The organism is Sulfuricurvum sp., from assembly GCF_028681615.1.
Taxonomy (GTDB): Bacteria; Campylobacterota; Campylobacteria; order Campylobacterales; family Sulfurimonadaceae; genus Sulfuricurvum.
In genome coordinates, this window is the sequence record NZ_JAQUHV010000027.1 from 1 (window position 1) to 11519 (window position 11519).

General features: G+C 34.9%; 14 protein-coding genes and 1 pseudogene. 5 read left to right on the forward strand and 10 right to left on the reverse strand.

The annotated features are described in order from the left end of the window. The 10 genes from PHE37_RS13515 to PHE37_RS13560 form a co-directional block, all read right to left on the reverse strand. A complete protein-coding gene (locus tag PHE37_RS13515) occupies positions 1-537 on the reverse strand; it encodes a hypothetical protein (protein ID WP_300008769.1) in 537 nt (178 codons plus the stop codon). Between the two features lie 341 nt (positions 538-878). Further along, complete coding sequence (locus PHE37_RS13520; RefSeq protein WP_300008771.1) at positions 879-1346, reverse strand: hypothetical protein; 468 nt, start codon at positions 1344-1346, stop codon at positions 879-881. A 342-nt stretch (positions 1347-1688) separates the two neighbouring features. Then, positions 1689-2093 (reverse strand): hypothetical protein, encoded by a 405-nt coding sequence (locus PHE37_RS13525; protein ID WP_300008773.1) that lies wholly within the window; start codon positions 2091-2093, stop codon positions 1689-1691. Positions 2094-2165: 72 nt separating this feature from the next. Then, positions 2166-2363 (reverse strand): hypothetical protein, encoded by a 198-nt coding sequence (locus tag PHE37_RS13530; protein WP_300008775.1) that lies wholly within the window; start codon positions 2361-2363, stop codon positions 2166-2168. Next, positions 2350-2541, reverse strand: a complete 192-nt coding sequence (locus tag PHE37_RS13535; RefSeq protein WP_300008777.1) for a hypothetical protein — start codon at positions 2539-2541, stop codon at positions 2350-2352. Before PHE37_RS13535 ends, PHE37_RS13530 begins: the two co-directional genes overlap by 14 nt. Before the next feature lie 90 nt (positions 2542-2631). Continuing rightward, the gene (locus PHE37_RS13540; RefSeq protein WP_300008779.1) at positions 2632-2832 is read right to left on the reverse strand and encodes a hypothetical protein; all 201 of its coding nucleotides are present in this window, start codon (positions 2830-2832) and stop codon (positions 2632-2634) included. Continuing rightward, positions 2829-3020: a hypothetical protein gene (locus PHE37_RS13545; RefSeq protein ID WP_300008781.1), complete on the reverse strand. Its 192-nt coding sequence runs from the start codon at positions 3018-3020 to the stop codon at positions 2829-2831. The genes PHE37_RS13540 and PHE37_RS13545 overlap by 4 nt, the downstream gene beginning before the upstream one ends. 190 nt (positions 3021-3210) lie before the next feature. After that, entirely contained in the window at positions 3211-3408 is a 198-nt protein-coding gene (locus tag PHE37_RS13550; protein ID WP_300008783.1) for a hypothetical protein, read from the reverse strand. Between the two features lie 214 nt (positions 3409-3622). After that, positions 3623-4096, reverse strand: coding sequence for a hypothetical protein (locus PHE37_RS13555; RefSeq protein WP_300008785.1), 474 nt, complete (start codon positions 4094-4096; stop codon positions 3623-3625). Between the two features lie 208 nt (positions 4097-4304). Then, positions 4305-4460: a hypothetical protein gene (locus tag PHE37_RS13560; protein WP_300008787.1), complete on the reverse strand. Its 156-nt coding sequence runs from the start codon at positions 4458-4460 to the stop codon at positions 4305-4307. A gap of 633 nt (positions 4461-5093) precedes the next feature. On the opposite strand from PHE37_RS13560, the gene PHE37_RS13565 reads away from it, so the two are divergent. From PHE37_RS13565 to PHE37_RS13585, 5 genes and pseudogenes are all read left to right on the forward strand, one after another. Then, positions 5094-5639: a hypothetical protein gene (locus tag PHE37_RS13565; RefSeq protein ID WP_300008790.1), complete on the forward strand. Its 546-nt coding sequence runs from the start codon at positions 5094-5096 to the stop codon at positions 5637-5639. Then, positions 5636-9094, forward strand: coding sequence for an LAGLIDADG family homing endonuclease (locus PHE37_RS13570; protein ID WP_300008792.1), 3459 nt, complete (start codon positions 5636-5638; stop codon positions 9092-9094). Before PHE37_RS13565 ends, PHE37_RS13570 begins: the two co-directional genes overlap by 4 nt. A gap of 42 nt (positions 9095-9136) precedes the next feature. Beyond that, entirely contained in the window at positions 9137-9727 is a 591-nt protein-coding gene (locus tag PHE37_RS13575) for a hypothetical protein (RefSeq protein ID WP_300008794.1), read from the forward strand. After that, entirely contained in the window at positions 9724-10029 is a 306-nt protein-coding gene (locus PHE37_RS13580) for a hypothetical protein (protein WP_300008796.1), read from the forward strand. The genes PHE37_RS13575 and PHE37_RS13580 overlap by 4 nt, the downstream gene beginning before the upstream one ends. An 89-nt stretch (positions 10030-10118) precedes the next feature. Beyond that, positions 10119-11519: pseudogene (locus tag PHE37_RS13585) on the forward strand (hypothetical protein); the annotation flags it as partial.

Below are 11519 nucleotides of genomic sequence, written 5' to 3' on the forward strand. Positions count from 1 at the left end.
TCATTTGTTATCCTTTAACATAATTACTTTTTCAGAACAACTAGCACAAAAAACAATAGGTTCACTTAAGTGTTTTAATGTAATATGTTCCATATACTTTTTATTTTCTGCTTTCAGTCTCTCGATTTCCTCGTCCTTAGCTTTAAGCAACTTTTCTTTATTATCTAAGTCAATGTTCAAACATTTGATAATCATATCTTGACGCTCTAAATCACTTTCCGCAGTCATTACCTTAATAACCCCCTCTTTTACTAAACTTAATACATCAGGCTTTGCTCCTCTTATATGTAAGAACATCAAGAAGTTAGCAAGGTCAATAAAATTTCCTTCATTGTGCTTTTGTAAGTGGTCATGGAATAGATAAGCTAAAGTTTCATCACTGCAAGTCTCTTTATCATTCCAACCTTTGCGTCCTTTGGCTCTTGCTTTAGCTAGTTTTTCTTTCATAGCTTTGGCAAACTCATCAACTGCTTCATTGTCTTGTTCTGCGTTAGTTATCGCATTATCTGTAATATATTCTTTTATTGTGTCAGTCATCTCATTGCTCCTTTGGCTTATAAAACTTTCTACTTGCACCTTCTTTAACTTTTTTACATAATGTGCATTTTGCTTTGCATACCTTACTTCCAAAATTAAGTGTGTAATGCATTTTTATAGAACATTCAAAGCATATGTGTCCGTTTTTCATCTCATCCACCCTCCACATGAGTATTCATAATTCTTAACATTCGTTTTGCCAGTACGTAGGTACATAGCACCTAATTGTTCTGCCTGTCTGATACAAGCTTGTTCAGTTTTAAAGACTGCTACTTGTTCAGTTTTGTATTGCACTCCGCACTTGTTGGAGTAGGTCAGGAGTATTACTAATAGGTATTCCATTATTTATCCTCCAAAGTCTTAACAGCTTCAATAGCCCATTTGTTAATATAAGCACATGACCAGTCATATGGTTTGTAATTATCATAACAGCAACCATGACTCTTCCCATCATCATTAAACGCACGTCCATTAGTAGCATCATAAAACCTCAATACCTTAGCGTGTGTATTATCATTATCCCAACACCACACCAACTGCTTATGGTAGAAACCAGTTATTTTATCATATGGTATTTCTTCCCATACATCTTTGTCTGTGTGTGCTGTCCAACCATAATTATGACCAACTTCACAGGCACCATAACACTTAGTCATTAATTCTCCATACTCTAAAGAGGTAAACTTGACAATATACCCAAAAGTTCTGTGTCTAAAAAACTTAGGATACCCACACTCCTTAGCTTTCAACTTCTCTATTTCCTTACCAAGTTCTTGATACTTAGCTTCTAGTTCTAATATGTTATTCATCATTTTCCCTTTACTAATCGCATACGCATACCATTGTCGGTTTTTACGTAGCGTGTAATATATCCGTGTTCTCTGATTATTCTGTACAGTTGCTGTAGCCCTACGCAGTCATTTAACTGATACGAGTCTTGTAATGTGTCATAAACCGCAATAGTTACCATTTTCATTTTATTCCCTCTCTGTCGTGCCTCTACTGTGAGTGTTTCTAAAAGCTTTGGTGGTGAGTTGTCAACTCTTTTATAGACTTGCTTCATAAAAGCTCTTCTATCTCTATGAGCACAGTAATTAGTTGTTCAATCACAACTATCAAACATGGTATAGCTATTATTAAGATAACTACTTCTATTGGCATTCTATTTCCTTATATATTACATCTTGCAATATGCCCTTGACATTAAGTAGTTGTTCTTTGTTCCCATTTTTTATACCTAGTGTCAACTCCATTAATGCATATTCTAACACGTCTCTAATATCTGTAAGGTCTTGCTTTAACCCCCTAGTTTTTATCTCCTTAAACACAGCCTTTAGTTTTTCATTGTGTTTAGACATATCTCTAGTTGTTACCTTGCCATCTTTCCAGTCTGTATACAATTCAGCTATGCGTAGGTTACCAGTACCAAATCTAAGTGCTTGATTAGCTGACCTAATATCCTTGTACAACTCATGTTCTACTAGATACTTAGAGAACTCAGCTAATCTACCCCTTTTTTTTCTAACTTCATTGTATATCTCTATTGTTGATTTCATCCCCAATACCACTCAAATAGTGTTCCAGCAAAGAAAACTAATAAAGCTAGTAGTCCTAGCCATAATCCATCTTTATCCATAGATAACCCTCTCTTTTCGTTCAACTATCTCAAACGAAGCAATCTTAGCCTCAAGTGTTACCTTGTCACTTAAAGCTCTTTGGTGAGCTTTGTATATTCTAACCAAGTCACCTACTTCTATCTCATAAACTTCGTCTCTTTTGATTAGTCCTTTATCAAACATCTTAGCTATTTGACTAATTGTTTTCATTTTTATATTCACCTTTAAACCAAATTCTATACGCTTCTGCATATTCTGGAAAAGCAAAAGATAATCTTGCTTTGTTCTCGATATCTGCTTTGCCAAACAAATCCATAAGTGATGTACTAAAATTCCCTAAAACACCTGCCTCGTAGTATTTTGCTATATCTTTTGGACTATCGTTCATAGGTATCTCCTTATGTCTGTTTTTACTCTCGTTGAATATACTACATAAAGCCTCTTTAATCTCATATAAAACAGTTTCATTACTTTCTCCTTATTGGTATCGTAAATCAAAGAAGTCTGAGTTTCTCTTGTTAATATAACCCTTGTCTTCTTCTCGTTTCTTTCGCTGCTTCTCTTTCTTGGATGCAGTGATATTAAACTCATGTTCTATACTGCACTCATAAGCATCAGGACATTTAGTAACTTGATTGGTTGCCAGAAACTCTTCTAGCATTTCATCGTAACTCTTCATTTTCCACCTCTTGACTTTTTAGACTTAGCTCTATTTCTAAACTTAGCAAATGCTTCTTTTGGATTAAAAGGTTTTGATGGTTTGTCATCAGGCATTGATTCAGAAATCATTATTTCATACTGATTACCAAATAACTCTTTGGCTTGGTCATATAAACTTTCTTCTATGACTATTGTTGGTTTATTCATATTTACTCCTCAGTGGCTCTGTAATTGATTTTTATATCTAATCCATATCATCTATCGTCTCAACTGTAGTTCGTTGATTTTAGACCCCATACAGCTCATTTAAATGGCATATATATAATTATTTCAAGTGGTATGTATAGAAATCCAATAATTATTAGTAGTTTATACATTATCTATCCTTAGTGTTTATTTATTTTGGTTTGGTCAATAACTCTTCTTGCACATAAGCACCATTAAGCCAAGCTGTTTTTACTAGCTCTTTTACTGCATTGTAGTCTTTAGTTGGTGGAACTTGAAACTTTCCTTCATCGTGCCACCATATTTGAAATCTTTTTTCTAGTTCATTCTTTGGTGCATAGTATCCAAAATATCCATCTTCAAAAATCATCTATAGTCTCCTTTAAAAAATATAACCCTCCATTACTGAAGGGTTAGTCCTGTTATGTGTTCAAACAGGTGTGGTTCATTTCTATAGGCTAGAAACAACTCATATATTTCATCGACTGAATCATCATCGTCTTCGTCAATGATTTGGTCTCGTTCCCAAATGTCATAGGGACTAGGTGATACCCTAGTCTCTGACATATCTTGTACGGCACACATTATGCGAACAAGTCTTTTGGTTTTGCAACCTCAAACTTCTCACCTCTCATTGATTTGAAACTAATCCAAACAACCTCTTTGTTAACACCTGAGTACCAGACATCATAGTCACGTCCACTATAATTGATACTGGTTTGATAACAGTTAATCTCTGAATTGATTTCCATTGGGCACATATCTTCTATGACTGTAGCCATATATTCTGCTACCTCTCCATAGAATTTACAGTCTATGATGTTCTCAAGGATTGCTTCAGTGAACTTTACAGCTCCGCCAAATTGCTCTTGAGCTCGTTGGATGACGAATACATCTTTAAACATTCCTACTTTTGTTTGGCTGGTTAAGCCACTTTTAACTGTAGTTAATACTACTTTTGAATCTTCCAATTCACACAACTGACTACCATCTAGCTCTACATACTCGTATGAACGATTAGGTGTTTTTGGTGAGGTTACTTTAAATACTGGTTTCATTGACTGCTCCTTTGACAAGCATTAGGTCTTGGTTGAAATAGAACTATTTCTATTCATCACACTAGCTTTATGTCTCAACTGTGTTTTGAGATGTATATATAATATACTTAGAATTGTATGTATTATTGTATGTAAAGTTATACATACTATTATATGTACTATATTTTACTATATTTAATTTAAGTGTTTTAAGTGTAAGAAAGCCCGATTACTCGGACTTCATTCTAGCTTCTAAATCATCTAATATTTTAGATGCACTAGAGTCATATATCTTCTCGATACGAGCTTGAGTAGATTTACTACCAACCATATAGAGAACGATTAGAACTGGTGTAGCGATTAATAACGTAATGACTGTGAACATTGGAACTCCTTGAGATTTAATTTCTTCACACTAGATGTTGTTGGAGAAAGAATTCTTTTAACTGTGTAAGTGTAGGGGGGATGGGAACTTTTAAGTAGACGAGAGAGAGATATATACTCATAACAATAGCGTGAATATTTTTATAAAACTATTTAAGATATGCACTAGATACTAGCGTGAATAATTTCTCAAAACTTTTTTCAAAGATGCACTATAAGCATCTATCTTTAAAAAAATTAGCATATATGTGTGTGGAAACTATTTAGGGAATACCGTAGTACCAGAGTCGCTTGACTTTTTACTAAAATACCGATATATTTCACCTGTGAAAACAAAGTTTACTTTGGTTTAACTTGTTAAATATATCGCTTTTAGATATAAAATCCTCATCTATCTTCTTACAAAATCCCACTTATAGCACGAGTCGTAATGCGTAGCATTTAAGACGAGTGCATATTAAATAGACTTTATGTTATACTTCCATCAGAGCTTTTAATACACGCCATGTAAAAGAATGTGACTAAACATTTGAGCGGTAGAGGTTGAATGCCCGTGAGACCAACGGGAATAGTTATTGCGATTATAACTCGTGGCGTACATTAAGAGCTTTAATTTACGAAGTAAAGGAATACTATGGAAGTTACTAAACCAATAAACTCTGCTATGACTGGAATCACACTGAATGTGCTTGAGGACTTTGATGATATTAAGAGTCGGCATAAGATTGGGGATGAGTTATTTCAGAAGGGTCTTAAGTTTGCTATGCTGATTAGTGAAGGTAAGGAAAAGAAGTTGGCTTATATGATTGCCTTTGATGAAGATGATAAACATATGGCTAATGTACGGGCTAATCAGTTGGCACGGACTAAGTGGTGTGGTAGTTTAATTGATAGAATTATATGTGGTAATCATATTCTGTTTGCAGATAAACACTATATGGCTTTAAGTGCATTGTTTGATATTGGTATGAATGGTGACTCAGAGAGGAATCGTGTTGATGCGTTAGGTAAGTTTATTGAGCATACAAAGAGACCTGATACGAAGGTTGATACACAGATAAATATTAATATTGGTTCAGATATGTTAGAGAATTTAGAGGCACAGTTAAATGCTTTGGCTTCAAAGGCTTTGATGGTTACAAAGGCTGGAGAGATAGTTGACTGTGAGGTAATACAATGAATTATTTAGAAGAGTATAGACCACAACAAGAGAGCTTGAAGTTTTTTAACTGGAATAATTTGATGTTTGGTAATGATACGAATGAGACTCCAAAGATGCACTTTCAGTTGATAGATGAGATGTTGACTCAGCATACAAAGTTTTGTGGAGAGATGTTTCGTGGCTCAGCCAAAGCTGTTTCACTTGATTCAAAAATTATAACTCCAGACGGATATAAGTTAATGAAAGACATCTGTGTTGGCGATATTATTTTTGACAGGAATGGTAAAAAAACTATTGTTACACACACAAGCGAAATATTTAATAAGCCTATGTTTAAAATAATTCTTAATGATGGTAGAGAGGTTAAGGTTTCTTGTGACCATATAAACATAGTTAAGCGACTAACAACAAAAGGATTGTTTAAAGAGCATAACATAACAACAAGTGAAATTATAAAACATGGTGTTCACTATAACAGAAAAATATCAGAAAGAGTACCTAGTGGTAGAGAAGCAAAGTGGTTTATACCACTATGTTCTTGTGTTGATTTTTATGAACAAAACATACCTTTAGACCCGTATACTGTTGGCTTAATACTTGGCGATGGAAATATTGGAGTGTCTGGTTTTAGCAGAATACATTCGCACATTGGTGATGTGTTTGAGATAAAACAAAACATACCGTATCAAACATCAGAAGTAAAACATGACAAAAGAAGAGATGATACTGTAAGATTTTCAATTATAGGGATATCAAAACAGGTAAAGGAATTTATTGGTGTAGAAAATTGTTACAAAAAGAAAATACCACATTCTATTAAAATTGGAAGTTATAATCAAAGAATTGAAGTTCTTAGAGGGCTTATGGATACTGATGGAACAATAGACAAAAAAGGAAGTACAGTAAGTTTTACATCAGTAAGCAAAGAATTAGCGTTTGATGTAGCGGGTATAGTTAGAAGCCTTGGTGGAAGAGCTAATATATCTACAAACAATTGGACTGACACTATATCATATAGAGTTTTCATAATATTAAAAGATAATCCTTTTAAGCTAAAACGAAAAGCAGAATTGTGGAAAACTCCAAAAACAAACAAGTGTATTCATTCTGCTATTGTTGACATAATCCATATAGATAATGAGCCAAGCAGATGTATTGCCGTTGATTCAGATACAAAATCATTTCTTGTTAATGATTATATCGTTACGCACAACACTACTAATACTAGTCATAAGATGCCACTGTATACAGCGATGCTTGGTAGGTTGCCTAACTTTGGACAGGTAAAGAATGCTGTATTAATTTCAGATACATTTGAGCAGGCGGATACACAGCTTCAGTCTTGTATGGCTTATTATACAAATTCAGATAAGTTACAGAACTTCTTGACATTGGTTAAAAGAAAAGAAGGTATGTTATTGTTTGAAAACAATAAGGGTGACAGATTCCATATTGCAGCTAGAGGTGCTGGTCAATCATTCAGGGGAACTAACTATGAGGGACAAAGACCTCAATGGATTATTGGGGATGATTTACAGGGAGATGAAATCTTAACCAATAAGGATGCTGCTAAGAAGTTGATTAGTTGGTGGGTAGGTACTGTGTTGCAGGCTGTTGATATTAGTAGGTTTAAGATTACTGTTATTGGTACACCAATGTTGGACAATGATTTGATTAGTTCGCTTATGCGAAGTCCAGAATATCATACGGTTAGGTTTAAAGTAGCTCAAGAGTTTAGTACAGACCCTAGTAAGATTATCAGTGCTTGGCCAGATAGATTTACTCCTCAGAAAATTATCTCTATGTATCACGATGCTAAGGCGTTGGGTGCAGAGGCAGAGTTCTTTAGAGAGATGTTTCTCGAAGTTAGTAATGAAGAGACACAGATATTTAAAGCTGATTGGTTTAAAGAGTTTAGTCTAAAAGAGTTGAGAAAGAATAAGGGCAAATATAACTTTTTTACCAGTATGGATTTAGCTGTAAGCAGAAAGGACAGTGCAGACCGTAGTGTTATTATTACGATTGGTGTAAATGGAGATGGTCATTGGTTTGTTGTTGATATGGCTTGTGGTAGATTTAGCCCTACTGAAGTTATAGATATTTTATTTAAGCAAGTATCAGCGTGGAAGCCTTTAGAGGTTAGAGCTGAGAAAGCAGCATTACAGCAAGTATTAAGTCATTTTATTGATGAGAAGATGCTTAGAGAGAACAGACATTTTTTAATGAATAGCTTAGAGCATAACTCTACTACCAAGAAAGAGTATAGGATTCTTGGATTACAGCCAAAGTTCAAAGCTAGGATGGTGCATTTTCCACATGATGAATTACATGATGAGATTATGTTGTTAAAGAAAGAGATATTAGGTCAAACCAAAGAAACTAATACTACTGGACATGATGACTGTTTGTCTGGAGACACGCTTGTTGATTTGCCAAATGGCTTTCAAATAAGAATTGATGAAATACAAAATGGCACAGAAGTTATGAATTTAGGTGTAGATAGCTTGACTAATTTTATTAAAGATGTTAGACTTACTGGAGAGAAGTTTGTTAGAGAATATTATCTTGAAAATGGAGACAGTATTAAAGCCACAGACAATCATCCTTTTTTAACACAAAGAGGATATGTATATGCTGGTGATTTGACAACTTCTGATTTTATTGTAAGGATAACAGAATGCAAGTTGAACAATATGGATACAAATGGACAAAGAAACAAAATGGATACTACCAGTCAACAAGAAATTTCCCAGATGGAAAAAGAAAATGGTTACATCAATATGTTTGGTTTGTCGAAAATGGAACACAAGAACACGGATACTCAGTTCATCACAAAGACAGAAATAAAGACAATAACTCAATCTCAAACTTGGAGCTGTTGTCAAAATCAGAACACTCAACAGAACACGGAAAAGAATCAAGAGAAAGAAACCTGTCTGAGTCTGGTATTAAAATTCTTGAAAAAGCAAGAACAGAAGCTACAAAGTGGCACAAATCACCAGCAGGAAGAGCGTGGCACTCTATTCTCGGAGCAGAAATCGGAAAAAAAAATAGAGTATTCAAATCAGTGTGTGTATCGTGTGGGAAAGAGATTGATACCTCAAGAAGAGACGGAAATACATTTTGCTCTCCAAAATGCGATGCAAGATATAGACGGTCAAGTGGAAAATATGACAAAGAATCTATATGCACAATATGTGGAGAAAAATTTAATACCTATAAGGGTATCGCCAAAACTTGTAGTAAGTTTTGTAGGAGTGAAAGCCGTAGGCGTAAAAACAAAAGTGAAGACATATAACTTTGAAGTTCCTGCATCTAGGAACTTTTCAGTAAATGGTGGATACATAGTTCACAACTGTCCAGATACATTGGCAAATTTTAATGACCCTAACTTTGTAGTGTTGCCGTCTGATTATGACTCGATTAGTATGAGTTATCAAGATATGGATTTAAAAGATTCTACTGTTTTTTAAAAAAGTATGGTATGATTCCATCAAAACATTTAGGAGCAAGCTATGATTGTTACGCTTGACGATTTGGTTGAATATTCACAGGGTATTGACGCAAGGCTTGCTACACTTAATGTTGACAAGTTAAAAGACAAGATTAGATATGGTGTTAATAATTTAGCTACACAAGAGTTATGCTTTAGTATGACTGAGACCATTCCCTTTAGCCAATTCACAAATGTTGGCTTAACTTCTTTTTCAATTACTCCTTCTAAAGAAATCATCAATTATTATTTGACTACTGTCGTAAACTCTGTTTATGACCCATTCTTGCTACCAGACTCAGAGGCTGTTACACTTATAATTAATGATGACAAATCAATAACTGTTGATGTGGTAAGTGAATATGCTGCAAGTTTATTGTCGCTTAAGATAGGTTATTTTTATGTGCCAAATATATTGGTTGAGACAGAACTAGATATAGAGCCAGAAATTCATCATTTTATGAAACACGCTATACAGGTTGTTCTATGGGGTGGATTAAAGGATTATGAGAAAGAACAGTATCACCAAAAAACATTGGATGCTCACGCTTCAAGAAAGAATGTTTCTTATCCTGTTGGAGCAGAGCAACCTCTTAAAGGAGGATTTATATGATTAGGATAGTAGATAGTGGAGCTAGTGGAAACTCAAAAACATTTGGTAACACTCAAAATATTTCTTTAGATAGAAATATATATAAGAGACTTCAAGAGAGTAATTTTGTTAGTCTTGGTTTAGCTAAAGAAGACACAACTCCTTCTATGCTTTATTTTATTCAAGAAATGGAAAAGATTAATAATGGTGAGCTTAGCAATAATGCAGCTTTATATGTTGATAATTTCTTATCGACACTTGGCGTAACTCAATATTACCCACATAAAGACAATACATATAAAGGAGAATTAATATGGAATTAAAACTTACTTGCACAGCCAATGAAAACAACAGAGCTAAAACCACGCATGGGATTTACGCTAAATATATAAACCAAAATAAGGTGGCTTAAATGGCTTCGTTCGTAGAAAATGTAAACAAATTATCTTTAAACTTAGACACTATAGTTAAAGCAAACTCTATGTTTAACGATAGTGTTTTGCCAGTATTGCAAGAGGTAGCAGACCTTGATTTGCAAGAGGTTACAGAAGATTTTAAAAAAGGCAACTATCTTGGTAATCGCAAGATTGACATTGACTTATCTCTCAATAAACTAGATTCCACATCGGTAGTTTCTTACAGCAAAGCAGACATTACGTTAGTGAGTGGTGAGATTATCTCTATACCATTTTTAAGTGGGTCTTCTGTGCTGGAGCTTACTTCTCACAATGATATTAGAAACTACATCGTCAATGATGATTTATGGGCAGGTATCCAATATACAGAATGTACTGTCGAGGAAACAACCGATACTACACCAACGCTTATTCGTTTTCGTGATGCTGATGGGCATAGTTCCAACATTGAGAGAGTGGAACTTACTGTTTATAGTGGAACGGCTAAAGACATCAAGCCTGTCTATTTTTGGGGACAAACTACATCCGCATTGCAAACTATCGCCAACAGAGTCGGTGACATCATCGCTTTAGGCAATAACATGGGTAATGTTAAAGAACTATCACAGCGTATCGATGAACTTAATCAACTTCAAGCAGAGCTTACAAGTCTTTTAGAAATACACGCCAATCTTGCAGAGATACTTCAAGCTGATACAAATGCAAGTGTAGCAACTACCAAAGCAGCCGAAGCACTAGCAAGTAAAACAGCAGCACTTCAAGCTTTAAGCGATGCAACAATGCAAGCTACTATTGCTACCAATCAAGCCGTTATCGCCACGAATAAAGCCAATGAGATAAAATCTATTACAACACAAACAGCAACAGGAGCAGCTGGCTCTCTTGCACAAGTAAGTTATAACCTTACGGATGGAAAACTAAGCTTTGTTATTCCGCAAGGACTTAAAGGTGATAGAGGTGAAGCATTTAGTGTCAACGCTATTGGAACCTTTGCACAGCGTACTGGTTATGATGCACAGCCGATAAACTTCTCTTATTTTGCAACGGATATGAGTCTTATCTACTTTAAGCAATCCGCCACAAGTGGAGATTGGAGTGTTGGTATTCCTTTTGGAAAAGGTGATAAAGGTGACATTGGTCTTACTGGAAATGGTATATCTACTATCACTAAAATAAGTGGAACTGGTGCAGCAGGAAGTGCAGATACTTACCGCATTACTTACACAAACGGCGGAACGTTCAATTTTACAGTGTGGAATGGTACTGAAAGCGTTATCAGCGTTGCAGGTAAAAGCGGAACAGTGACATTGGCTAAAGCAGATGTAGGTCTTGGTAATGTTGACAACACAACAGATTTGCTTAAACCTTTAAGCACAGCGACAACAAATGCTTTAGCT

Excerpts from the sequence above, each read along its gene's own strand:
- PHE37_RS13515 (WP_300008769.1), bottom strand. The coding sequence starts at position 537 with ATGACTGACACAATAAAAGAATATATTACAGATAATGCGATAACTAAC.
- PHE37_RS13520 (WP_300008771.1), bottom strand. The coding sequence starts at position 1,346 with ATGAATAACATATTAGAACTAGAAGCTAAGTATCAAGAACTTGGTAAG.
- PHE37_RS13525 (WP_300008773.1), bottom strand. The coding sequence starts at position 2,093 with ATGAAATCAACAATAGAGATATACAATGAAGTTAGAAAAAAAAGGGGT.
- PHE37_RS13530 (WP_300008775.1), bottom strand. The coding sequence starts at position 2,363 with ATGAAAACAATTAGTCAAATAGCTAAGATGTTTGATAAAGGACTAATC.
- PHE37_RS13535 (WP_300008777.1), bottom strand. The coding sequence starts at position 2,541 with ATGAACGATAGTCCAAAAGATATAGCAAAATACTACGAGGCAGGTGTT.
- PHE37_RS13540 (WP_300008779.1), bottom strand. The coding sequence starts at position 2,832 with ATGAAGAGTTACGATGAAATGCTAGAAGAGTTTCTGGCAACCAATCAA.
- PHE37_RS13545 (WP_300008781.1), bottom strand. The coding sequence starts at position 3,020 with ATGAATAAACCAACAATAGTCATAGAAGAAAGTTTATATGACCAAGCC.
- PHE37_RS13550 (WP_300008783.1), bottom strand. The coding sequence starts at position 3,408 with ATGATTTTTGAAGATGGATATTTTGGATACTATGCACCAAAGAATGAA.
- PHE37_RS13555 (WP_300008785.1), bottom strand. The coding sequence starts at position 4,096 with ATGAAACCAGTATTTAAAGTAACCTCACCAAAAACACCTAATCGTTCA.
- PHE37_RS13560 (WP_300008787.1), bottom strand. The coding sequence starts at position 4,460 with ATGTTCACAGTCATTACGTTATTAATCGCTACACCAGTTCTAATCGTT.
- PHE37_RS13565 (WP_300008790.1), top strand. The coding sequence starts at position 5,094 with ATGGAAGTTACTAAACCAATAAACTCTGCTATGACTGGAATCACACTG.
- PHE37_RS13570 (WP_300008792.1), top strand. The coding sequence starts at position 5,636 with ATGAATTATTTAGAAGAGTATAGACCACAACAAGAGAGCTTGAAGTTT.
- PHE37_RS13575 (WP_300008794.1), top strand. The coding sequence starts at position 9,137 with ATGATTGTTACGCTTGACGATTTGGTTGAATATTCACAGGGTATTGAC.
- PHE37_RS13580 (WP_300008796.1), top strand. The coding sequence starts at position 9,724 with ATGATTAGGATAGTAGATAGTGGAGCTAGTGGAAACTCAAAAACATTT.